The sequence below is a fragment of the Mesorhizobium sp. 128a genome (assembly GCF_053848025.1).
Genome location: NZ_JBSPKY010000008.1, coordinates 17,697 through 38,622 on the forward strand (window position 1 = coordinate 17,697; position 20,926 = coordinate 38,622).

A 20,926-nucleotide genomic window follows, 5' to 3' on the forward strand; every position below is an offset into this window, starting at 1 on the left:
CCCTCCGCGATCAGTAGTGGATGTCGAGCGGCCAAAGCGGCGCCGTGAATTCCGTTGGCTGCAATGATGCGTAGCGTCCCTTGCTGAAAACCAGCGGCTGCCGTTCGGCGAAGGACCGGAAATGTTTCACCCTGGCGATGAACAGCACGTGATCGCCGGCTTCGTGCCTGGCCCACGGCTCGCAATCGAACAGTGCCGCCGTGCCGGGCAGCACTGGGGCGCCAGAGCGGCCCTGCTCGAACCGCACCCCTTCCCATTTGTTGGAAAGGGGCTTGGCGAAGCGGTTGGAAATGTCCTTTTGGTTTTCGGCAAGAACATTGACCGCGAAAGTGGCGGCCTGCTGCCACAGTGGCAGGCTCGGCGAACGACGGTCGATACTGAATAGGACGAGGGGCGGGTCGAGAGACAGCGAGTTGAACGAGCTCATCGTCATGCCGAGTTGCACCCCGTCGGCGAAACCGGTGATGACGCAGACGCCCGTCGGAAACTGTCCCAACGCCTGCCGGAACGCGCGCACGTCGAAAGCCGTCTCGATATTCATGCCCGACCCCTCTCGGCACCGATCTGCTATGTCATCAAAATCAATTCACCCAAATCTGTTGCAGCACTGCCTGCCCATTGCCGACCTGTTTCTATAACTGCCCGCGACTGCCAAACCCTGCACCCCAGCTTGCCGCCACCGGCAGCCGCAATGCAACGAGGGTCCGCGCCAAATGCTCTGCGACGGCTGCTGCCGCCTGGTCGGGCTGCCCGCAGCGTATGCCCTCGACGATCGCAGTGTGCTCGACGAGCACGCTGTCGCCGCGCCCGCCAGAGAGCATCATGGCGTGGACGCCCATTCGCAATTGGCGGTCACGCAGGCTCTCATAGAAGTCGGCGAGCACCGGATTGCCGGCGGCGCGTACGATCGTGCGATGAAACTCCCGGTCGCATTCGATGAATGCAACGGGATCGTGCAGCACCTCCGCCTGCCGGGAGATCAGCCTATCGAGTTCCACGGCAAGGGTGCCACCAAAGCCGGCTGCCTGCCCTGCGCACCACTCCTCCACCAGGCTGCGGGCCTGCATGATCGCTTCGATCTCCGCCTCGGTGATGGGCGGAACATAGGCGCCCTTCTTCGGCCAAATCTGTAGGAGGCCATCTGCTTCGAGCCGCAATAGCGCTTCCCGCACGGGCGTCCGCGACGTTCCCGTCTCGCGGCAGACCTCTGCCTCTGTAAGGAACGCCCCCTCGCGGCTGGGCAAGGTGAGCACATGCTGCTTCAGCCAACGGTAGACCACGTCCTGCGCAGCATCGGCGCGTTGCCCTATGGCAGGGCGTTGTGATTGATGTCGCTCCATCATAGACAAAATGTATACATGTTGTCGTCAAGAGACTCAAGCTTGAACTGCTGCTGGAAATGCGTCTCCGGGGCGGCTGATTTCCGTGCCGCCCTAGCGCTATCCTCGCTAGCTGAGCGATCCGGCTGCTTGCGAGATGAGCCCGGCGATCTCGTGCGGGTGGGAGATCAACGACAAATGGCTTGCCTTCACTTCGATGGTCTTTGCGTTCATGCGCTTTGCCATGAAGCGTTGGAGATCCGGATTGATGGTGCGGTCCTCGGTCGAGACCGCATACCAGCTTGGCTTCGAGCGCCAGGCCGCTTGCGTTGTCCGTCCGGTGAAAAGCTTGTCCGAGATCGGCCCTTGGACGGCGTAGAGGATGCGCGCCTTCTCGCGAGGAATACCACCGGCGAAATCCCGCAGGAAAGCCTCCTCGCCGAGCTTGCCATAGCCTTCGGACCAGACAAGCCCGGCGGAGGCGGGCGGCGCCGCAAAAGTCTTGGCGAGCGCCGTGTAATCTTCGCCCGCATCCGGCGCGCGCGCCGCGACATAGATGAGCGAGGAAACCTTTGGATCCATTCCTGCCTCGGTGACGATCATGCCGGCAAAGGAGTGTCCGATAAGGACTGTCGGTCCATCCTGGAGTGCGATGGCACGCCGCGTTGCCTCGACGCCAGCCTCCAGCGTGGTCAGCGGATGCTGGACGACGGTTGCGTTGAGGCCGGCACGTTGCAGCAGGCCGACCACCTCCGACCAGCACGAGCCGTCCGCATAGGCGCCATGGACCAGAACGACATTGCGAACCTTGGCGGCCGTCTGCGCTCGCGTCGCGCGAGAGCCGGCCAATAGGCTCGTCGCCACCCCAGCGACGAGCGCGGTGGAGAAAGTACGCCGATTTATCATGGTCATGGATTCCTTGAGAGGTTGGCGGATCGCGCCCAGACTTCCGCTGTGACGCGCCGCAAATGCTTCGCCCGGCGCCTACCTCCAGTCTTCGCAGCCTGCCGAGGCTCCGTTACGGCCGTCACCGCTTCGTGATCGCATGCCTCGGCTCTCGCCGAGCTCGGGGCCTTTTGCGGGGGCTGAATCCGAACGCGCGCTTTTCAGCTGGCATGCATCTCAAGCGCCGGCACCGAGCCTGCCTTCCAGCAGATCGCGCTGCTGCTGCAACTCGGTGGAGACGAATTTGGTGAAGGCGTGGACGCGCGCCGTGCGGCGCAAATCGTCATGCACGAGCACCCAGAGCGCCGAGCCGATCTCCTCGATCAACCCTCCGACCGGCACAAGCCCGGGCAGACTGTCGCCGAGATAGCAGGGCAATGCGGCGACCCCCATGCCGGCGCCGGCGGCATGAGACATCGTCACCAGGGAATCGGCGCGGAAGGCAATCTCGACATCGGGTAGCGACGACCGCATCCAGCGGGCGACGCCTGTGTTGGCCAGGCTGTCATCTGGCGCGATCCAGCGCAGCGAATCGAATGTCGGCTCCGCTGGCAGCGTCTCGGCATAGGCGCGCGCCGCATAGGCAGCGAAGGCGACTCCGGAAATGCGCCTGCCGACCAGAATTTCCTGCGGTTGCGACACCGGCCTGATCGCCACATCGGCATCCCGATGCGTCAGATCGGCGATGGTATTCTGCGTCATCGCCTCGACCCGGATGCCGGGATGAAGCTCATGAAACGCCGCCAGGATCGGCGGCAGCACCGACACCATCAGCGTGTCGGTGGTGGTCACCCGCAGCGTGCCTTCGAACCTGAGATCCTGCCCCGACAGTTTGCGCGTCAGTTCATTGACCGTCTCGGCCATTGCGCGCGCGGCACCCAGCAACTCCTCGCCGCCGGCGGTGAGCGTATAGCCCCTCGGCAGCCTGTCGAAAAGACGGATGCCCAGCCGCGCCTCGAACGCGTTGACGCGCCGCAGCACAGTGGTGTGGTTCACGCCCAGGATCCGCGCTGCCGCCGCAAGTGATGCGCCGTCGGCGACAGCGAGCACCATGCGGAGATCTTCCCAGTCGATGTGGTCGCGAGAGCTGTGCATTTTCGCAGATAGATAGGGAAAGAGTCGCGGCTTGCGAGCCAAATAAAGTCTTACCTGTGCAAAAATGCAGGATCAACCGGCAAATCGGCAGATCGATCTGCATCAGCGCGCACGCCATATGGAGCCGACGACGAAGAACACGCACGCTCACACGCTCCAAATTCAGAGAACAAAAATGGACATCCTTTTCATCCCCCTGGCGCTCGTCGCCGGCGCTCTGCTCGCGGTACAGGCCGGCGCCAACGCCCAGCTTTCAAAGGCAGTCGGCTCGCCCTTTGCCGCGACCACGCTTCAGCTTGCGATCGGCGCGGTCGTGCTGCTGTCGATCACGGCCCTCACCGGAACGACGCCAGCGCTGCTCGCCCTCGGCAACACCGAATGGTGGCACGCGATCGGCGGCATGGCGTCGGCCTTCTACGTCGTTTCGACCATTCTCCTGTTCCCTCGCCTCGGCGCCGTCGTGTCGGTCGGGCTGTTCATCGCCGGCCAGATGCTTGCATCCTTCGCCCTCGACACATTCGGCTGGCTCGGGATCCCCGAAGCCGGACTGCGAGCCGGACCAGCCTTTGGCATGCTCGTCGTGCTTGCAGGCGCTACCCTCATCGTTCTGGGACAGAAGGGCGCGGCCGACAATCTCGCGCCCTCGAAACTGGGCTGGATCGGACTGGCGCTGCTGGCAGGCGCCGTGCTTCCGGTGCAAGGCGCGGTGAACGCTCTGCTTCGGCACGATCTCGGCGGCGCGCCATTCGCGGTCGGCACCATTTCATTCCTGGTGGCGATGCTGGTCATGGCCGCCGTGCTTCTGGCCACGCTTTCCGTGACGAAGACGCCTCGCCCTCGCCTAGCGGGCCTGTCATCGATGCCCTGGTGGGCTTGGCTCGGAGGTTTTGCCGGCGCGACCTATGTCACGACCGTGTTCACCGCCATCCCCGTCATCGGCGCGGCGGTAGCCGTCAGCCTGACGGTGGCCGGCCAGCAGGTTGCCGGCATCTTCGTCGACACATTCGGCTGGTTTCGGCTGCCGCAGCGGTTCGTCTCAGGCGTGCGGCTCACCGGTGTCGTGCTGCTTTTGGCCGGCTGCATCGTCATCAAGGCGCTTTGATCCGGTGTCACCAGCCATGCATGGTCCACCGCCGCAAAAGCGATTTTTTGCCCCTTCCACAGCCGGCTCTAGAATTTCGATCGCAAATCACGCATGATGCACTCGGTATTTTCCCGGGACGGCTTCGCGCCCCCTGAAATACCGGGAGGAACGGGACATGCCCATCGTGGTTGTACTCGTTTTGATCGTCGTGGGCTCAGTGTTGTTCCACTTCCTGAGCCCATGGTGGTGGACTCCGATTGCCTCGAACTGGGACTATATCGACAACACCATCATCATCACCTTTTGGATCACCGGCGTTGTCTTCGCCGCCGTGGTGTTGTTCATGGCCTATTGCGTCTTCCGCTTCCGTCATCGGGAGGGGAACCGGGCGGCCTACGAACCGGAGAACAAGCGGCTCGAATGGTGGCTGACGATCGTCACCGGAGTGGGTGTCACCGCCATGCTGGTCCCCGGGCTGTTCGTCTGGAGCCAGTTCGTCAACGTTCCAAGCGACGCAACCGTGGTCGAAGTCGTCGGCCAGCAATGGCAGTGGAGTTTCCGCTTGGCAGGCAAGGACGGCAAGCTCGGCACATCCGACACCCGTGACGTCACCGCTGAAAATCCGCTGGGCGTGATCGCCAAGGACCCCAACGGCCAGGACGATGTCGTGGTCGAAGCGGCCGACCTGCATCTGCCGGTCGGCAAGCCGGTCAAGATGCTGCTGCGCTCGATCGATGTGTTGCACGATTTCTACGTGCCGGAATTCCGCGCCAAGATGGACATGATCCCGGGCTCGGTCACCTATTTCTGGTTCACCCCGACCAAGACCGGAACCTTCCAGGTCCTGTGCGCTGAACTCTGCGGCCAGGGGCATCCGATGATGCATGGCATCGTCATGGTGGACACCCAGGAAGACTATGTGGCCTGGCTCGACCAGCAGCAGACGTTCGCGCAATTGTCGGCGCCCCAGCAGACGGGCTCGGCAGAACAGGCGCCGGGCAACGCGACGGTGTCAGCTTTGAAAGTTGCGGCAAAACTCGAAACTGTCGGGTCCCGCTGAAAAAGGGCACGGAGGTGCTCCTAGATGGTCGATATCACGCCTGCAGATGCCGTCCCGCCCGCCGAAGTCGCGGAAATCGAACTCTACCATCCGCACAGTTGGTGGACGAAATACGTCTTCTCGCAGGACGCCAAGGTCATCGCCATCCAGTATTCGGCAACCGCAACGGCCATCGGCCTGGTCGCGCTGGTGCTGTCCTGGCTGATGCGGCTGCAGCTCGGCTTCCCGGGCACCTTCGATTTCATCACCCCTGAGGCCTACTACCAGTTCATTACCATGCACGGCATGATCATGGTGATCTACCTGCTCACGGCACTCTTCCTCGGCGGCTTCGGCAACTACCTGATCCCGCTGATGGTCGGCGCCCGCGACATGGTCTTTCCCTATGTCAACATGCTGAGCTACTGGATCTATTTGCTTGCGGTGCTGGTTCTGGTGTCGAGCTTCTTTGCGCCTGGTGGGCCGACCGGTGCCGGCTGGACGCTCTATCCGCCGCAAGCCATCATGACCGGCACGCCCGGCGGGCAGGAATGGGGCATCATTCTTATGCTCGTCTCGCTGATCCTGTTCATCATCGGCTTCACCATGGGCGGCCTGAACTATGTGGTGACGGTGCTGCAGGGCCGCACGCGCGGCATGACGCTGATGCGCCTGCCGCTGACTGTCTGGGGCATCTTCACCGCCACCGTCATGGCGCTGCTCGCCTTCCCGGCGCTGTTCGTCGCTTGCGTCATGATGCTGCTCGACCGCGCGCTCGGCACCTCCTTTTTCATGCCCGCAGTCGTCGAGATGGGCGAACAGCTGCAGCACAATGGCGGCAGCCCGATCCTGTTCCAGCATCTGTTCTGGTTCTTTGGCCACCCCGAGGTCTACATCGTGGCGCTTCCGGCCTTCGGCATCGTCTCCGATCTGATCAGCACGCACGCGCGCAAGAACATTTTTGGCTACCGGATGATGGTCTGGGCCATTGTTGGCATCGGCGCGCTGAGCTTCGTGGTCTGGGCGCACCACATGTATGTCAGCGGCATGCATCCCTATTTCGGCTTCTTCTTCGCCACCACGACATTGATCATCGCCATCCCGACCGCGATCAAGGTCTACAATTGGGTGCTGACGCTGTGGCGCGGCGACATCCATCTCACCATACCGATGCTTTTTGCCATGGCTTTCATCGTCACCTTCGTCAATGGCGGGTTGACCGGGCTGTTTCTCGGCAACGTCGTCGTCGACGTCCCGCTGTCGGACACGATGTTCGTCGTCGCCCACTTCCATATGGTCATGGGTGTTGCCCCGATCCTCGTTATCTTCGGCGCGATCTACCACTGGTATCCGAAGGTCACCGGCCGGATGCTGAACGAGACGCTGGGCCGGTTCCATTTCTGGGTCACCTTCCTCGGCGCCTACCTGATCTTCTTTCCCATGCACTATATCGGCCTGATGGGTGTGCCGCGGCGCTACGCCGAAATGACCGACGTGACGGTCATGACGGAGTCGGCGCATCACCTGAACTCGTTCATCTCGATCATGGCGTTCATCGTCGGCTTTGCCCAGGTCGTGTTCCTGTTCAATCTGATCTGGAGCATCCGCCATGGCCGCGAGGCTGGTGGCAATCCATGGCGGGCCACGACGCTCGAATGGCAGACGCCACAGACGCCGCCGGCGCATGGCAATTTCGGCAAGGAGCTGCCTATCGTCTATCGCTGGGCCTATGACTACAGCGTGCCGGGCGCCAAGGAGGACTTCATTCCGCAAAACATGCCGGGCACATTCGGCCCCTCCAGGGAGCCGGCATGAGCGTTATCCTGGTCTTCCTGCTCGTGATCGCCGGCTTTGCCGGCTGGTGGCTCTCGCATCAGCGGCTGATGGCCAAGCCATGGCTCGAGCAAGGTTTGGCGGAAGATTTTGTCCCCTTCGACCGGTCGGGCCTGCCGACTGCCAAGATCGGCCTGGGTGTCTTCCTCGCCGTCGTCGGTTGCCTGTTCGCGCTGTTCACCAGCGCGTACTTCATGCGTATGGCGCTGTCGGACTGGCAGCCGCTGCCGATGCCCCGCCTGCTCTGGCTCAACACCGGCATGCTGGTCCTGAGCAGCATCGCGCTGCAGTGCGCCTCTGTCGCGGCGCGCAAGCGCCAGATCGACACGGTCAGGCTCGGCCTTGCCGCGGCCGGGCTTACCGCGCTCGCCTTCCTCGTCGGGCAACTCCTGGCATGGCGGGATCTGAGCGCCGACGGTTATTTTCTGGCCTCCAATCCGGCCAACAGTTTTTTCTACCTGATCACCGGGATGCACGGCCTACATATAATCGGCGGGCTGGTGGGCCTGAGCAGGACAACCGCCGGCGCCTGGAACGGAGCGCGGCCGGAGCGGCTTAGCCTCAGCGTCGAACTGTGCGCCATGTACTGGCATTTCCTGCTTTTCGTCTGGCTCGCCATCTTCATTCTCCTGGCCGGCTGGGCCGCGACGTTCATCGACATTTGCCGGCAGTTACTGACCTAGGAGGTCTGAGAGCATGGCTGAGACGACACTGACGCATACCAGCCAGACGGAGCCGCGGCCGGCGGGATGGCATGGCATCGCCGCCGACTGGTCCTCGGATCAACGCGCGTTCAAGAACGTGTCCTGGGGCAAGGCCATGATGTGGATCTTCCTGCTCAGCGACACCTTCATCTTCGGCTGCTTCCTGCTCTCCTACATGACCGCCCGCATCTCAACGCGCGTGCCGTGGCCCAATCCGAGCGAGGTCTTTGCGCTTCGTATCGGCGGTTCGGACATTCCATTGATCCTCATTGCCATCATGACCTTCGTGCTTATCTCGAGCAGCGGAACGATGGCCATGGCCGTCAATTTCGGCTATCGCCGCGATCGCCGCAAAACGGCAATCCTCATGCTTCTGACGGCGGCGCTCGGCGCGACCTTCGTCGGCATGCAAGCCTTCGAATGGACCAAGCTGATCACCGAAGGGGTTCGGCCCTGGGGCAATCCCTGGGGCGCGGCACAGTTCGGTTCGACTTTCTTCATGATCACCGGCTTCCACGGCACGCATGTGACGATCGGGGTGATCTTCCTCATCATCGTGGCGCGCAAGGTCTGGCGTGGTGATTACGACGTCGGACGTCCCGGTTTCTTCACCAGCCGCAGGGGTCGCTACGAGAACGTCGAAATCATGGGGCTCTACTGGCATTTCGTCGACCTGGTCTGGGTGTTCATTTTCGCATTCTTCTATCTTTGGTGAGAGGCTGACATGGCTGAAGCAACCGCAAACGGCCTGGGGCAACCCGCACTGCACGCTGGTCATGCGCATGACGCGCCAGCGACCGGCGTCGCGGAGGTTCATCAGGAACACCCGATCAAGCTCTATCTGGTGGTCTGGGCGTGGCTGTTCATCCTCAGCGCTTGCTCCTACATGGTCGACTATCTAGGCATTCACGGCTATCTCAGGTGGTCGCTTATCCTGATCTTCATGATCCTCAAGGCGGGGCTGATCGTGGCCGTGTTCATGCACATGGCCTGGGAGCGGCTGGCGCTGGCATATGCGATCATCCTGCCGCCGGTTCTGATACTGGTGTTCGTGGCGATGATGCTCTTCGAAGCGGATTACACGCTTCTCACCCGGATGTCGTTTTTCGGGGCCGGGCCTTGACGCGCAATCCGGATTTGAGGCTTCGCCCGCGGCATTTCCAGTCAGGAACCGCAGGATCCTGACTGCGATCCAGGTCGAGCTGCTGCTGCCTTGAAACAAGCGGCGGCTGATCCATCTTGCTATTATCGGAAACGATCGGAGGAGAATGATTGCCTTCGTTTCCAATGCGCCGCGAACTCCAGCAGGGAGGCCGAAGATGACGATCGCAAACAGACTGAAGGACTACATTGACGGGAGAGGAATCTCCTACGACACCGTCGCCCATCATCGCACATCGACGAGCAGGCAGTCCGCCATTGCCGCGCATGTGCCCGGCAGCATGATGGCCAAATCGGTGGTCGTTCACCACGAGCTCGGTTATGCGCTGGCCGTGGTCCCAAGCACGCATAGAATCGAGCTCGGTACACTGCAGGACGTCATGGACAGGCGTATTGGACTCGCCTCCGAAGACGAGGTGGTCTCGCTCTTCGGCGATTGTGACACCGGCGCCATCCCACCGATCGGCGCGGCCTATGATGTCCCGGTGATCCTCGACGACAGCCTCGGCGAAGCCGCCGACATCTATTTCGAGGGCGGCGACCACAGGACGCTGGTGCATGTGAGCGGCAAGGATTTCCACAACCTGACCATGGACGCACGTCACGCCCGCTTCAGCCACGCTGCCTACTGAAAAAATCAACCGTCTGCACCAGCACTCTCGCTGGTGCAGGCCAGCCGGATATCGTCAACTCGTCGGCCTGACCGGCGACGGCGCTTCCACAACCTTTCGGTAGACATGCCAGGTGGCGTGACCGAGGATCGGCAGCACGACCGCCAGCCCGGCAAACACCGGCAGCGAGCCGATGATCAGGGCGACGGCGACAATCAGTCCCCAGACAGCCATGGGGATCGGGTTTACCAGCACCGCTCGCACCGAGGTGTGGATGGCTTCGTAGGCGCCGACATCGCGGTCGAGCAACAATGGGAAGGCGACGACCGTTGTGCACAACACCACCGCGGCGAAGACGAAGCCGATGGCGTGCCCCATGATAATCAGAGACCAACCGCGTCCGGTGGCGAATATTTCATTGATGAAGCCGGATATCGATTCCGGCGGAGCCGGGCCGAAGAGATATTGGTAGAAAACCTGCGCCGTCAAAAGCCAGGCGATGAAGATTGCAACCAGCATGATCCCGACCGCCGCGATGGCTGGCAGGGCCGGAGAATTCCTGACCTCGAAAGCGTGCTTCCAGGAGGTGTCGAGCCCGGCTTCTCGTCTGCGGCTGATCTCATAGAGGCCGATCGCCGCGAATGGACCGATCAGCGCAAAGCCGGACACCAGCGGAAACAACAACGGCAACGCATTGGCGCCCGAAGTCCAGGCAGCGAGCACGACGCCGACAAGCGGATAGATCAGGCAAAGAAAAACGATGTGCGACGGTTTGACCATGAAATCGTCAACCCCGCGCTTGAGCGCATCGAGAAGATCGGAAACACCGATTTTTCGAATTTTGGTGTGTTCCAGCGTTTCGCTGGCGCCTGCAATCACGTGAAAACTTGTCATGCCCGTTCCTCCAGACCAGGTCCGGCAAGGTCGCGGTTTCACGGTGCTGCCGTTCTGCATGACTGGCCACGCAAAACCGCGACCTGCACCGAAATCAACATACTCGATTGCCTGGAACTTGTCGCCCCTTTGTCACAAAGGCTCGCAAGGTCATGCGCTGGCTCTTGAGACCTTTCTTCGATATCCTCTCAAATCGATGGTGTCGGTCATGGACAGAAAAACCATTCTGCTACTCGGCCTTGGCGTCGTCGCTCTGCTGATCCTGGGATTCTGTGCTCTGCCATCGTGACCCGATCCTGATATGCAACGTTTTCGGTGCAGCGATCACCCACCTGCCGTCTCGATCCGGCAAGTATCCCAAGAACAGCGGTTATACCGTCAACCTCCGGCTGGGATGAACGCGCGCATCGCGATTGTGTCGACAAGCAGCACGGCAAAGATCGCGAAAAGATAGAAAATCGAATAGGCAAACAGCACCTTTGCCGGCTTCATCTGCTTGTCGGGGATGACCAGGGCCCTCCAGGCGTGCCAGATGAAACCCGCCCCCAATGCAGCCGAAACAAGCCCATAGAACGCGCTTGTGAGCCCGAATGCCCAAGGCAGCACGCCGATTGGTGCCAGGAGCAGCGAATAGGCGAAGATCTGCCTTTTGGTCGAGGCCTGGCCGGCCACGTTCGGCATCATCGGGATGCCGGCAGCGGCGTAGTCGCCGGCCTTGAACAGCGCGAGCGCCCAGAAATGCGGCGGCGTCCACAGGAAAATGATCAGGAACAGGATGAGGCTTTCGATGCCGACGGTGCCAGTGGCGGCCGCCCAGCCAATCATCGGCGGAAGGGCACCCGCCGCGCCGCCGATGACGATGTTCTGCGGCGTCGATCGCTTCAGCCACATCGTGTAGATGACGACGTAGAAGAAGATGGTGAAGGCCAGCAGCGACGCGGCAAGCCATCCCACCAGCACGCCGAGCGTCATGACCGAAAACGCCGAAAGCGCCAGGCCGAAGCCGAGGGCTTCGCCCGGCGTGACGCGGCCCGACGGAACCGGCCGCTTTGACGTACGCGACATCAGCGCGTCGATGTCTGAGTCGTACCACATGTTGAGGGCCCCGGCCGCTCCCGCACCGGTCGCAATCGAGCCGATTGCAATCAAGGCGATGACCGGGTTCATCGCGCCGGGCGCCACCATCAGACCGACGAAAGCAGTAAAGACGGCAAGAGCCATGACCCGCGGCTTCAAGAGCGCAAAGAAATCACCGGCCGTCGCTTCCGAGATGCGGACGCCGGTTTCCTTGAGGCTTTCCTTGACCGACATTTGAGATGACCAATGGAAAACGGCAGCCTGGCCGGCCGAAAAGCCAAGCTACTGGGAAAATTGCTTCAGGTAGGCGATGACGTTGGCGATGTCCTCGTCCTTCTTGAGGCCGGGAAACGCCATCTTCGTCCCTTTGACCATGGCCTTGGGATCGTGAAGGTACGTGGTCAGCGTCGGTTCATCCCATTTGACGCCGGATGCCCCGGCAGCGATCATGGCTTCAGAATATTTGAAATCCGGATGCGTGCCGGCCGTCCGGCCGATAACGCCGTGCAACGACGGACCGATCTTGTTCGTGTCCTGGTCTGCGACGTGGCAGACCTTGCATTTGGTAAAGACCTTCTCGCCTGCCGCAGCATCCTGTGCCCGCGATGGACTGGCGATGAAGGTTGCAACAGACATGACAGCGAAAAACGCAACCAAGCGCATGGCATTTCCTCCCTGATCGTCAAAATTTGCCCGAGACGATCTGCGCATGCCGATACCGCCAGCATGCGCGTTGCACAGTAGAACGGATTCTCACTCTTCCCCCAAATGGAATTGCAGAACCTACCTACCACAGAATCTGGCCGGCAGGTAGAACATGTCGACCGTACAAAGGTTTAGGTGGTCTGCGGTGGCTCAAAGGCACGTCCGCCACAACGAAAAAGGCCGCCTCAAGGGCGGCCTTTTCTGATTTTGTCGTCAGGCGCTTATTCAGCGTCCTTGGCGGCCTTCTTCTTCGGCGCAGCCTTCTTCTTCGGCTCTTCCGCGTCGTCGGCCTTTTCAGCCTTGTCGGCCTTCTTGGCAGCGGCCTTCTTGGCCGGCTTGGTTTTGGCGGTGTCGGCCTCCTCGTCGTCAGCCATCAGCTCTTCCTTGCTGACCTTGACGTCGGTGACCGAGATCTGGCCGAGCAGATGGTCGACGACCTTCTCCTCGAACATCGGCGCGCGCAACGTGTTCAGCGCTTCCGGGTTGCTGCGGTAGAACTCGAAGGCTTCCTGCTGCTGGTTGGCCGGGTAGCGGCGCACCTGCTCGAACAGGCCGCGCTGCAATTCCTCGTCCGAAACGGTGACGCCGGCCTTCTCGCCGATCTCGGCCAGAACCAGGCCGAGGCGCACGCGGCGCTCGGCAAGGCGCAGATATTCGGCGCGTGCCTCTTCTTCCGTCGTCTCTTCGTCGGCGAAGGTACGGCCGGCGGCTTCGAGATCGCGGTTGACCTGGGTCCAGATGTTGTTGAACTCGGCATCGACGAGCTTCGACGGCGCCTCGAACGAATAGGCCGCGTCAAGCTGGTCGAGCAGCTGGCGCTTGACCTTCTGGCGGGTCATCGAACCGAACTGGTTCTCGATCTGGCCGCGCACCACGTCACGCAGGCGCTCCAGCGATTCCAGGCCGAGATTCTTGGCCGTCTCGTCATTGATTTCCAGCGCGCCGGGCTTGGAAACTTCCTTGACGGTGACGTCGAAGGTGGCTTCCTTGCCGGCCAGATGCGCCGCCTGGTAGTTTTCCGGGAACGTGACCGTGACCTGCTTCTCGTCGCCGGCCTTGGAGCCGATCAGCTGGTCCTCAAAACCCGGGATGAATTCCTTGGAGCCCAGAACCAGCGGCTGGTCGGTGCCGGCGCCGCCGGCAAAAGCCTCGCCGTCGATCTTGCCGACATAGTCGATCGAAACGCGGTCGCCCTCGGCCGCCTTGCCGGTCTTCGGCTCGAAGCTGCGCGCCGATTCGGCAACGCGCTGGACCTGCTCGTCGATCTCTGAGTCCGGCACTTCGAACACCTGGCGAGTCACCTTGATGTCGGAGAAGTCCTTGATCTCGATCGCCGGGATGACCTCATAGTTGAGGCGGAATTCGAAGTCGGCGCCGCCGGCCAGGATCTTCTCGGCCTCTTTCTCGTCCTCGGTCATGATCACTTCAGGCTGCATGGCGGCTTTCTCGCCGCGGCCGGTGATGATCGAACGGGTCGAATCGTTGAGGATCTCGTTGACCACTTCGGCCATGAACGACTTGCCGTAGACCTTGCGCAGGTGCTGGACCGGCACTTTGCCCGGACGGAAGCCGTTGATGCGGACCTTGTCCCTGGCGTCGGACAGCCGCGCCATCAGCTTGGCTTCCATATCACCGGCCGGCACGGTGATCTTGATCTCGCGCTTGAGACCGGAGTTGAGCGTTTCGGTGACCTGCATCGTAAAACCTTTATCTTCACCAATGAGACTGCCACGGCCTCTGCCGTTCACAGCCTGCCGGTACAATCTTGCCGGGAATGGCTTTTGGTACGGAACCTGGCGATTTGACCGAAATTACGGCTCAAATTCTTCCAAACTGCGTTCCAAGATGTGAATAAGTTCTTGTTTTTCCTACTTCTTATCACATTCTGCAGAAGCGGATCGGCGCGTCCCGTCACATTTGACACGCCTTTTGTCACAGGCGAGGCCAATTTTCAACCATCTTCGCGTTGCAGCGGATGACCGCCATTTTCGCCCCGACATTGACAGAATGATGGCTACATGGGATTGCCGGCCGGCGCGGGTATGGCGGAATTGGTAGACGCACCAGATTTAGGTTCTGGCGAGAGATCGTGGGGGTTCGAGTCCCTCTACCCGCACCACCCTTCGCTCTATCGAGCTTCGGGTGGCAGGCCACCCGGGAGCTTGATAGAGCGAAGGGTGTCCTCCGAAGCCTTGGCGCAGGAGGACTGGCGCGACGCCCTACGCCTCAAACACCCGCCCGGTGAACCACTCCGCAAGCTTGGCCAGTTCAGGCCCCAGCACCCGATCGGCCTCGACGGGCGGCACGATCTTCCTGATATCGGCGACAAAGCCCTGCAGTGCCGGCGGTGCGGTGCGTTCGGTCACATACAGCGCCTGCGAGGCGATCATCGCCAGCATGGCCATCGCCGCATCGAGGCAGCGGCCGGCGGTCGCCTCCTTGGTCCAGGCGAAGAACGCCGTGGTGGCGACGTCGTCCTGGCCGGCGCCGGCCGACTCAGTTCCCGGAATGAAGGTCCGTTGCGCCGCGAGTTTGGCCTGTTCAAGATAGCCGGTGATCGCCATCGGCACATAGCCGACATTGCCGTGGCCGTCGCTGTCGGCCCAGTGCCGCCCGGTCATCAACAGGTCCGGCAGCAGCGACACCTTGCCGTTCAGCAGTTTCGAGGCGTGGCGGTCGCAGAGCAGGCACAGATCGGCCCAGATTGCCGCCAGATCGTCGAGCGCCGGCGTCGCCATGGCATTGTGATAGCCGCCGGTGGAAATGCAGCGTCCCAGCGGATGCGCGTCGTCAGGTGGAATGTAGACCGGATTGTCCGATATCGAAGCCAGCGACACGGTGGCCGCCTGCTCGGCGCCTGCCAGCGCGCGATGCGCATGGCCGATCACGCGTGGCACGATGCGGTAGCTGACCGGCGCCTGATAATTGCGCCGCCCATCGCCGGCGCCGACCAGAAACTGCCGCAAGCCGCGCAGGGCAGCCGCTTCGTGTTCGTCGCCCCAGAGCCTGTCGAGCGCTGCATCATAATGCTCGAGCGGGGCGCGAAACGCTTCGATCGACAGCGCAAACACCTTGTGCGCCATGTCGATGCGGCGGCGCGCCGCCAGCGCCGCATCCGCCACCAGCGCCGCCGCGCAAGGCGAGCCGTTGATCAGCGAACCCCGCTCCTTCACTTCGAGCTCCAGGCCAGCGGTAAGCCCGGCAAACAGCGGATAGAGCGCCAGGATCTCGCCGGCGCCGCCCTGCCCTCGCGACGGCACCAGCGGCATCGGACCGCCGTCGAGCATGGCGGCGACGGCCTGCGCGATACGCGGCGTGGTGGCGGCGTTGCCTTCGATGAAATTGGTCAGCCGGGCCAGCACGATCGCCCTGACGACACGGTCCGGCAGCGGCTCGCCGAAGGAAGTGGCGGCAGCATATGCCTTGATGCGCGCATGACGGTCGCGCTCGTCACGTTCGAGCTTGCGGCTCGCCAGTTCGCCCATGGCGGTGGTGACACCGTAGATGACCGGCGGCGGATCGGATTCGATGAGTTTCAGAAATGAAGCGCGGCATTCCCCTATGCGTTGCAAGGCCTTGTCGCTGATTTGAACCGTGTCGTTTTTCCACGCGACACGGAAGACCGCGTCGAGATTGATGTCGTCGCGCGTCGTCAGCGTAATGGTCATGGTTCTTCGCCGGTTCTGTTGCAGTTGGGCGAAGCGATCGATGTTTACCGAAATCCATGCCCTGAGTGACGTCTTATCTAGTAGAGCGGCTCCTCGAACAACGTCTTGTCGCCGTCCATCAGCGCCTTGATCTGCGCCTCGCCATCGCTGGCGAGCGCGATGCGCACCCCGAATGGCCGCACCCGCATGTCATCCTGGATCGCCATGCCCTTGCCTTCCGGCAGGTAGAAGCGGTCAATCCCGTACTGCGGCGCGATCGTCGCCTCGGGGTCGTCAAGCGTCCAGCCCGGCGCAACCTGGCCGACAATATCGGCCTCGTCGGCTGCCGGCGGCGTCGGCGCCTTGCCGAACCAGGCGGTTGTCGCATGCGAATAACCATCGGCGCCCGGCTTCAGCCGAACCACTATCGGCGTGTTGTCGCTGGTGTTCTGGCCGGCTGGAATGTTGGCAATCAGCTTCACCGGCAAGCGCGATATCTCGTAGCCAAGGATGATGTAGTCGCCACGCAGCAGATCGCGCGGATCGACCGGCTCGATCTTCAGCAAGACTTCCTTGCCATTGCGCAGGATCGCCGCGCGGCCGGCGATGATCCAGCTCAGGAAGCCGATCTGCACCAGCGCCAGCACCAGCGCCGAGATGACAAGTTTCTTTCCCGATATCATGCTGCCGCTCCTTCCGGGGCCTTCATGCGCTTTTCCACGCGGATGATGACAAGGGCCAGGATGCCGAAGAGCACCGCGGCGGCCAGGAAGAAGCCTGCCGTGTCGAGCATCGACTGCAAGGTCACCACGTAGATGATGGCGAGTTCGAAGGCAAAGCCGGCATAGGCGACCCAACGCAGGCCCCTGCTCTCGCGCCCGCCCAGCACGATCGCCGCGACAATTCCGGCCAGCGCTACGACCGAGGCGACGGCAAAACCGCTGTTGAAACTATAGTGATCGCCCAGATCGACCTGGATGGCCGCAAGCCCGGTCAGGAAGCCGATCAAGGCATGCAGCGGCAACCGGCCGCCGAGCTGCAAGATCCTGTCGGCCGGCTCGGCAGCGAAGATGCCGGCGGCGAAAAGCATCGCCGAAACCACGACCAGCGGGATGGCCCATTGCAACGTGTTGTGGTCGATGCCGCGTGCCGCGATATAGAAAACGAACGAAATCAGGATCAGGTGCCGGGCCGGTTGGCTGCGCGTCCAGAACGAGACGACGAACATTACCAGTGCCATGATGACGAAGAAATTGAGGAATTCAGCCCGGTCGTAAAAGTTGAATGCGCGCACGAAGAGCCAGGCAATGGCAATGCCGACGGCAGCGACGGTCAGCGGGTTCGAGCGCAACGCCACCGCTGCTATCGCCGTGCCGATGCCCCAGGTGACGATGGCCGAGGCCTCGTCACCCGTGAGATGATACATCTGGCCGATCAGCGCGATCGATCCGCCAAAAGCCGCGGCGGCAACGATCCACAGCGCCTCGCCGATCGCCGCATGGTCGCGCGTCTTCAACACCGCGCCGCCGACGTACCCAGCAAGAATGACGGCAAACAGTGCCGCAACCCGCACCAGGCGCGGGATTGCTTCCCAGTTAGAGGCGACGAAGAGCAGGATCGCCGCGCCGAGCAGGAGTGCGGCCATCATCGCCAATATGGTGCCGAAGCTCAGCGACTTACGTTCGTTTGCCTCGATATCGCGCGTCAGCGCATCGGCCGTCGGCGTATCGATCAGGCCGGCCTGCTGCCAGCGCCCGATATCCGCCCTGACCCGTGACGAATAGCTCGCCATCGTCGTCTCCCCCAAGTTCAGCCTGATGTCAGCCGATCCAGTCAAACCGCTGACGCTACGACATTTTCCGATTCTGGTTTCTTTATGTCGAAGCCGTGAACGCGCGTTAATGTTGCATTGCACAATTTGCATTGCTGCCATGCGCCAATAGCGCTTTTAAATCGATATGATCACACCTACTTTCTGTTCGTACACAAACGGAATGATCCGTACGAAAGACGAAACGAGCACTACCATGAACCTGATCCGCAACTACCGCAACTGGCGCCGCTACCGGGACACCGTCTCCGAGCTGAGCCGCCTGACGAACCGTGAACTGACCGACCTCGGCATCAGCCGCAGCGACATCCATTACGTCGCCCGCAAGGCGGTCTAATCCTCTTCGGGCCGCAAATGGTCCGAACCAGTTTAGAAAAAGAGACCGACAATGAACCTGATCCGCAACTACCGTAACTGGCGCGTTTATCGCGACACCGTTACCGAGCTGGGTCGCCTTTCGAACCGCCAGCTCCACGATCTCGGCATCGTCCGCGACGAGATCAAGATCATCGCCCGCAAGGCGACGATTTAACAAGAATTTCGCCAGGGTCGACCTCCTCCCCGACCCTGACGAATACGGCCAACCCTTACCTCCTCCCAAGGGTTGACCACCAAAACGGCGCCCGCCGCACCTCCTCCCGCGGCGGGCGCTGTTCCCCGAGCGAACGAAGTTCGTCTCGTAGCGAACGAAGTTCGTCTTTCCTGAGCGAACGCAGTTCGTCTTCCCAGGGGTTTCGCCCCCCTTTGATCCGGCGAACTGAATTTCGTCAAAGCCGACCTCCTCCCCGGCGATGACGAATACGGCCGATCCCCACCTCCTCCCGAGGATCGGCCCCCAAAACGACACCCGCCGGACCTCCTCCCCCGGCGGGTGTTGTTGTTTCCGGGCAGGCTTTCAGCTGAGCAAGCAGTCGACCAAGGCGCCTATGCCCCCATCAAAGCATCCTCGCGGACGGACTGGACAAGAAAGTCGAGCACCGTTGCAACCCGTAGCGGTATGTTCTTGCGCGATGGATAGACGACGTTGATCGGCAGCCGCGTCGGCGGGAAATCCAGCATCACCTTGACCAACCTGCCGGCTTCGATGTCCGGGCCGGCCAGGATATGGGGCAGCACTGCAAGCCCGGCCCCGGCCAGCGCTGCCCGATGGACAGCCATTGAATTGTTGGCGACCAGGCGGGGATCAATCCGCAGAACAATATCATCCGCCCCGTCGGAGAACGACCATGACCGGCCGTCGCCGGCGCGGCTGCAACAAATGCAGCGATAATCCTTGATGTCTTTCGGCGCTTGCGGTGGATCCCGTCCCTTGAGGTAACAGGGCGACGCGACGAGAAAGGCGGTCGTCCAGCCGATCCGGCGACAGATCAGGCTGCTGTCACTGACCGGCCCGAGGCGTACCTCGAGATCGATGGCATCGGCGACCAGATCTGACGGTTCTTCCCGCAAGATCAGGTCGACGGCAAGGAATGGATGGCTCTCCAGCAGCCCTGTCAGGCGGTCGCCGATAAACAACCCGAGCGGCGTGGGCAGGCTAAGCCGCACTTTTCCAGACACGGTTGCGCCTTCTGCGCCGCCGGCTTCGCTCAGCGCTTCGACCGCTTCGATGACGCGCAGCGCCATCGGCAGCATCTTTTCACCCTCGACCGTCAGGGCAAGTGCGCTCGTCGTGCGATGCAGAAGGCGCGTCTTCAGACGCGCCTCCAGCGCGGAAATCTGCCGGGATACGGCCGGCTGCGTCAGATTGAGGTCAATCGCGGCGGCGGAAAAGGACTTTGTCTGCGCCACCCGCAGGAACGCCCGCAATGCCGATACCACGTCCATCCTTGCCCTCATTCGATTTCGGCATAAGCCTTATGTCCGCATCCCATGTGCGCGGTGCTTTACTGTCCAGTTATTATGGATATTAATTGTCCTTAAGGATATAAAATATCCTCAACAAGGGACAAGCAATGACACAGCGCCTGAACGCAGCCCAACAATCGCCCGAGCTGTTCAAGAAACTTTCCGACCTCAGCATGGCGGAGGCACAGAGCGCCATCGAGGAGAAAATCCGCTATCTCGTCCATATCCGGGCATCGCAGATCAATGGGTGCGCCTTCTGCCTCGACATGCATGTCAAGGAAGCAAAGATCCACGGCGAGAGCGAGCTGCGGCTTTACCATGTCGCTGTCTGGCGGGAATCGACCCTTTTCATTCCCCGTGAACGCGCGGCGCTTGCCTGGACCGAAGCCGTCACCAAACTTCCCGAAGGCGGTATTCCGGACGAAATCTATGAGCGTGTGCGCGGGCAGCTGGCGGAAAAGGAAATCTCCGACCTGACCTTCTCGATCACGAACATCAATGCCTGGAACCGCCTCAGCGTCGCCTTCAAGGCCGTGCCCGGCTCCGCGGACAAGTTCTATGGCCTCGACAAGGCCGGCCTGAACTAAACCCCTTCCTCAGGCATCAATCGGTGCGGCGCCCGGCCGCAAACGGAGATCAAAAAGGAGTTTCGAAATGATCAAGCTAATCGTCGCTGCGCTCATCGCGAGCGCATCGCTGGCCGGCCCCGCCTCAGCCGCCGAGACCCGCTCCGGCGAGAAGGCCGCCAAGGTCACGCTCGTCTATGAGCATGAACTGCCGAATGTTCCCGGCAAGAGCATCAAGGGCATCCTGGTCGAATATGGCCCCGGCGGCTACTCGGAGGCGCACACCCATCCAAGCTCGGCCTTCATCTATGCGACGGTTCTGGAAGGCTCCATCCGCAGCCAGGTCAATGACGGCCCGGCCACGGTCTACAAGGCCGGAGAGAGCTTTTCGGAGCTGCCGGGCGATCGCCACAGCGTGAGTGAGAACGGCAGCGAGACGGAACCGGCAAAGCTGCTGGCCGTCTTCGTGGTCGATACGGCTCAGAAAGAACTGACTTATCCCGTCAAGTAGGCCGGACAGGGCCGGACGCCGTCTTGGCGTCCGGCCGGGCCAGCAAGCTCAGAGATCCT

The 20,926-nt window shown here is 61.8% G+C and carries 23 protein-coding genes and 1 tRNA gene; 12 read left to right on the forward strand and 12 right to left on the reverse strand.

The annotated features are described in order from the left end of the window. Positions 1–10: 10 nt before the first annotated feature. From ACWTU9_RS14915 to ACWTU9_RS14930, 4 genes are all read right to left on the reverse strand, one after another. Positions 11–541 carry a flavin reductase family protein gene (locus ACWTU9_RS14915; protein WP_455858940.1) on the reverse strand — a complete coding sequence of 177 codons (531 nt, stop codon included), beginning with the start codon at positions 539–541 and terminating at the stop codon, positions 11–13. Between the two features lie 91 nt (positions 542–632). Further along, positions 633–1,343: a GntR family transcriptional regulator gene (locus ACWTU9_RS14920; RefSeq protein ID WP_455858941.1), complete on the reverse strand. Its 711-nt coding sequence runs from the start codon at positions 1,341–1,343 to the stop codon at positions 633–635. A 105-nt stretch (positions 1,344–1,448) separates the two neighbouring features. Next, complete coding sequence (locus tag ACWTU9_RS14925) at positions 1,449–2,225, reverse strand: alpha/beta hydrolase (protein WP_455859139.1); 777 nt, start codon at positions 2,223–2,225, stop codon at positions 1,449–1,451. Between the two features lie 216 nt (positions 2,226–2,441). Next, positions 2,442–3,359 carry a LysR family transcriptional regulator gene (locus tag ACWTU9_RS14930; RefSeq protein ID WP_455858942.1) on the reverse strand — a complete coding sequence of 306 codons (918 nt, stop codon included), beginning with the start codon at positions 3,357–3,359 and terminating at the stop codon, positions 2,442–2,444. Positions 3,360–3,534: 175 nt separating this feature from the next. Between ACWTU9_RS14930 and ACWTU9_RS14935 the strand changes: the two genes are divergently transcribed. The 7 genes from ACWTU9_RS14935 (at position 3,535) to ACWTU9_RS14965 (ending at position 9,812) form a co-directional block, all read left to right on the forward strand. Then, complete coding sequence (locus ACWTU9_RS14935; RefSeq protein WP_455858943.1) at positions 3,535–4,461, forward strand: DMT family transporter; 927 nt, start codon at positions 3,535–3,537, stop codon at positions 4,459–4,461. Between the two features lie 157 nt (positions 4,462–4,618). After that, on the forward strand, positions 4,619–5,503 hold the full coding sequence (locus ACWTU9_RS14940) for a cytochrome c oxidase subunit II (protein ID WP_455858944.1): 885 nt from the start codon (positions 4,619–4,621) through the stop codon (positions 5,501–5,503). A gap of 24 nt (positions 5,504–5,527) precedes the next feature. Beyond that, positions 5,528–7,297 (forward strand): cytochrome c oxidase subunit I, encoded by a 1,770-nt coding sequence (gene ctaD / locus ACWTU9_RS14945; RefSeq protein WP_455858945.1) that lies wholly within the window; start codon positions 5,528–5,530, stop codon positions 7,295–7,297. Continuing rightward, entirely contained in the window at positions 7,294–7,998 is a 705-nt protein-coding gene (locus ACWTU9_RS14950) for a cytochrome c oxidase subunit 3 (RefSeq protein ID WP_455858946.1), read from the forward strand. Before ctaD ends, ACWTU9_RS14950 begins: the two co-directional genes overlap by 4 nt. A gap of 13 nt (positions 7,999–8,011) precedes the next feature. Next, positions 8,012–8,734, forward strand: a complete 723-nt coding sequence (locus ACWTU9_RS14955; protein WP_455858947.1) for a heme-copper oxidase subunit III family protein — start codon at positions 8,012–8,014, stop codon at positions 8,732–8,734. A gap of 9 nt (positions 8,735–8,743) precedes the next feature. Then, positions 8,744–9,142, forward strand: a complete 399-nt coding sequence (locus ACWTU9_RS14960; RefSeq protein WP_454574190.1) for a cytochrome C oxidase subunit IV family protein — start codon at positions 8,744–8,746, stop codon at positions 9,140–9,142. Positions 9,143–9,338: 196 nt separating this feature from the next. Then, on the forward strand, positions 9,339–9,812 hold the full coding sequence (locus ACWTU9_RS14965; protein ID WP_455858948.1) for an aminoacyl-tRNA deacylase: 474 nt from the start codon (positions 9,339–9,341) through the stop codon (positions 9,810–9,812). 54 nt (positions 9,813–9,866) lie between these two features. Here the strand turns inward: ACWTU9_RS14965 and ACWTU9_RS14970 are convergent, their stop codons facing one another. The 4 genes from ACWTU9_RS14970 to tig form a co-directional block, all read right to left on the reverse strand. Further along, on the reverse strand, positions 9,867–10,685 hold the full coding sequence (locus ACWTU9_RS14970) for a DUF2189 domain-containing protein (RefSeq protein ID WP_455858949.1): 819 nt from the start codon (positions 10,683–10,685) through the stop codon (positions 9,867–9,869). 378 nt (positions 10,686–11,063) lie between these two features. Next, positions 11,064–11,996, reverse strand: coding sequence for a heme o synthase (locus ACWTU9_RS14975; RefSeq protein ID WP_455858950.1), 933 nt, complete (start codon positions 11,994–11,996; stop codon positions 11,064–11,066). 48 nt (positions 11,997–12,044) lie between these two features. Continuing rightward, on the reverse strand, positions 12,045–12,398 hold the full coding sequence (locus tag ACWTU9_RS14980; protein WP_455859140.1) for a c-type cytochrome: 354 nt from the start codon (positions 12,396–12,398) through the stop codon (positions 12,045–12,047). 290 nt (positions 12,399–12,688) lie between these two features. Continuing rightward, positions 12,689–14,164, reverse strand: a complete 1,476-nt coding sequence (gene tig, locus ACWTU9_RS14985) for a trigger factor (protein WP_455858951.1) — start codon at positions 14,162–14,164, stop codon at positions 12,689–12,691. A gap of 339 nt (positions 14,165–14,503) precedes the next feature. On the opposite strand from tig, the gene ACWTU9_RS14990 reads away from it, so the two are divergent. Further along, positions 14,504–14,586: transfer RNA gene (locus tag ACWTU9_RS14990), tRNA-Leu, on the forward strand. 100 nt (positions 14,587–14,686) lie between these two features. On the opposite strand, the gene ACWTU9_RS14995 is transcribed toward ACWTU9_RS14990, so the two are convergent. The 3 genes from ACWTU9_RS14995 to ACWTU9_RS15005 form a co-directional block, all read right to left on the reverse strand. Then, a complete protein-coding gene (locus ACWTU9_RS14995; RefSeq protein ID WP_455858952.1) occupies positions 14,687–16,135 on the reverse strand; it encodes an aromatic amino acid lyase in 1,449 nt (482 codons plus the stop codon). Between the two features lie 77 nt (positions 16,136–16,212). Next, complete coding sequence (locus ACWTU9_RS15000; RefSeq protein ID WP_455858953.1) at positions 16,213–16,797, reverse strand: GDYXXLXY domain-containing protein; 585 nt, start codon at positions 16,795–16,797, stop codon at positions 16,213–16,215. Further along, entirely contained in the window at positions 16,794–17,906 is a 1,113-nt protein-coding gene (locus ACWTU9_RS15005; RefSeq protein ID WP_455858954.1) for a DUF2157 domain-containing protein, read from the reverse strand. The genes ACWTU9_RS15000 and ACWTU9_RS15005 overlap by 4 nt, the downstream gene beginning before the upstream one ends. Positions 17,907–18,141: 235 nt before the next feature. Between ACWTU9_RS15005 and ACWTU9_RS15010 the strand changes: the two genes are divergently transcribed. Continuing rightward, the gene (locus ACWTU9_RS15010) at positions 18,142–18,282 is read left to right on the forward strand and encodes a DUF1127 domain-containing protein (protein ID WP_455858955.1); all 141 of its coding nucleotides are present in this window, start codon (positions 18,142–18,144) and stop codon (positions 18,280–18,282) included. Positions 18,283–18,333: 51 nt separating this feature from the next. Continuing rightward, on the forward strand, positions 18,334–18,477 hold the full coding sequence (locus ACWTU9_RS15015) for a DUF1127 domain-containing protein (protein ID WP_142865062.1): 144 nt from the start codon (positions 18,334–18,336) through the stop codon (positions 18,475–18,477). Positions 18,478–18,869: 392 nt separating this feature from the next. Here ACWTU9_RS15015 and ACWTU9_RS15020 read toward each other — a convergent pair whose 3' ends face one another. Further along, on the reverse strand, positions 18,870–19,769 hold the full coding sequence (locus ACWTU9_RS15020; RefSeq protein WP_455858956.1) for a LysR family transcriptional regulator: 900 nt from the start codon (positions 19,767–19,769) through the stop codon (positions 18,870–18,872). Positions 19,770–19,897: 128 nt separating this feature from the next. Between ACWTU9_RS15020 and ACWTU9_RS15025 the strand changes: the two genes are divergently transcribed. Continuing rightward, complete coding sequence (locus ACWTU9_RS15025) at positions 19,898–20,377, forward strand: carboxymuconolactone decarboxylase family protein (protein WP_455858957.1); 480 nt, start codon at positions 19,898–19,900, stop codon at positions 20,375–20,377. A 67-nt stretch (positions 20,378–20,444) separates the two neighbouring features. After that, entirely contained in the window at positions 20,445–20,867 is a 423-nt protein-coding gene (locus ACWTU9_RS15030; RefSeq protein ID WP_454587729.1) for a cupin domain-containing protein, read from the forward strand. Positions 20,868–20,926: the final 59 nt, after the last annotated feature.

Coding starts and splice junctions, on each gene's coding strand:
- ACWTU9_RS14915 (WP_455858940.1), bottom strand. CDS start 541: ATGAATATCGAGACGGCTTTCGACGTGCGCGCGTTCCGGCAGGCGTTG.
- ACWTU9_RS14920 (WP_455858941.1), bottom strand. CDS start 1,343: ATGATGGAGCGACATCAATCACAACGCCCTGCCATAGGGCAACGCGCC.
- ACWTU9_RS14925 (WP_455859139.1), bottom strand. CDS start 2,225: ATGATAAATCGGCGTACTTTCTCCACCGCGCTCGTCGCTGGGGTGGCG.
- ACWTU9_RS14930 (WP_455858942.1), bottom strand. CDS start 3,359: ATGCACAGCTCTCGCGACCACATCGACTGGGAAGATCTCCGCATGGTG.
- ACWTU9_RS14935 (WP_455858943.1), top strand. CDS start 3,535: ATGGACATCCTTTTCATCCCCCTGGCGCTCGTCGCCGGCGCTCTGCTC.
- ACWTU9_RS14940 (WP_455858944.1), top strand. CDS start 4,619: ATGCCCATCGTGGTTGTACTCGTTTTGATCGTCGTGGGCTCAGTGTTG.
- ctaD (WP_455858945.1), top strand. CDS start 5,528: ATGGTCGATATCACGCCTGCAGATGCCGTCCCGCCCGCCGAAGTCGCG.
- ACWTU9_RS14950 (WP_455858946.1), top strand. CDS start 7,294: ATGAGCGTTATCCTGGTCTTCCTGCTCGTGATCGCCGGCTTTGCCGGC.
- ACWTU9_RS14955 (WP_455858947.1), top strand. CDS start 8,012: ATGGCTGAGACGACACTGACGCATACCAGCCAGACGGAGCCGCGGCCG.
- ACWTU9_RS14960 (WP_454574190.1), top strand. CDS start 8,744: ATGGCTGAAGCAACCGCAAACGGCCTGGGGCAACCCGCACTGCACGCT.
- ACWTU9_RS14965 (WP_455858948.1), top strand. CDS start 9,339: ATGACGATCGCAAACAGACTGAAGGACTACATTGACGGGAGAGGAATC.
- ACWTU9_RS14970 (WP_455858949.1), bottom strand. CDS start 10,685: ATGACAAGTTTTCACGTGATTGCAGGCGCCAGCGAAACGCTGGAACAC.
- ACWTU9_RS14975 (WP_455858950.1), bottom strand. CDS start 11,996: ATGTCGGTCAAGGAAAGCCTCAAGGAAACCGGCGTCCGCATCTCGGAA.
- ACWTU9_RS14980 (WP_455859140.1), bottom strand. CDS start 12,398: ATGTCTGTTGCAACCTTCATCGCCAGTCCATCGCGGGCACAGGATGCT.
- tig (WP_455858951.1), bottom strand. CDS start 14,164: ATGCAGGTCACCGAAACGCTCAACTCCGGTCTCAAGCGCGAGATCAAG.
- ACWTU9_RS14995 (WP_455858952.1), bottom strand. CDS start 16,135: ATGACCATTACGCTGACGACGCGCGACGACATCAATCTCGACGCGGTC.
- ACWTU9_RS15000 (WP_455858953.1), bottom strand. CDS start 16,797: ATGATATCGGGAAAGAAACTTGTCATCTCGGCGCTGGTGCTGGCGCTG.
- ACWTU9_RS15005 (WP_455858954.1), bottom strand. CDS start 17,906: ATGGCGAGCTATTCGTCACGGGTCAGGGCGGATATCGGGCGCTGGCAG.
- ACWTU9_RS15010 (WP_455858955.1), top strand. CDS start 18,142: ATGAACCTGATCCGCAACTACCGCAACTGGCGCCGCTACCGGGACACC.
- ACWTU9_RS15015 (WP_142865062.1), top strand. CDS start 18,334: ATGAACCTGATCCGCAACTACCGTAACTGGCGCGTTTATCGCGACACC.
- ACWTU9_RS15020 (WP_455858956.1), bottom strand. CDS start 19,769: ATGGACGTGGTATCGGCATTGCGGGCGTTCCTGCGGGTGGCGCAGACA.
- ACWTU9_RS15025 (WP_455858957.1), top strand. CDS start 19,898: ATGACACAGCGCCTGAACGCAGCCCAACAATCGCCCGAGCTGTTCAAG.
- ACWTU9_RS15030 (WP_454587729.1), top strand. CDS start 20,445: ATGATCAAGCTAATCGTCGCTGCGCTCATCGCGAGCGCATCGCTGGCC.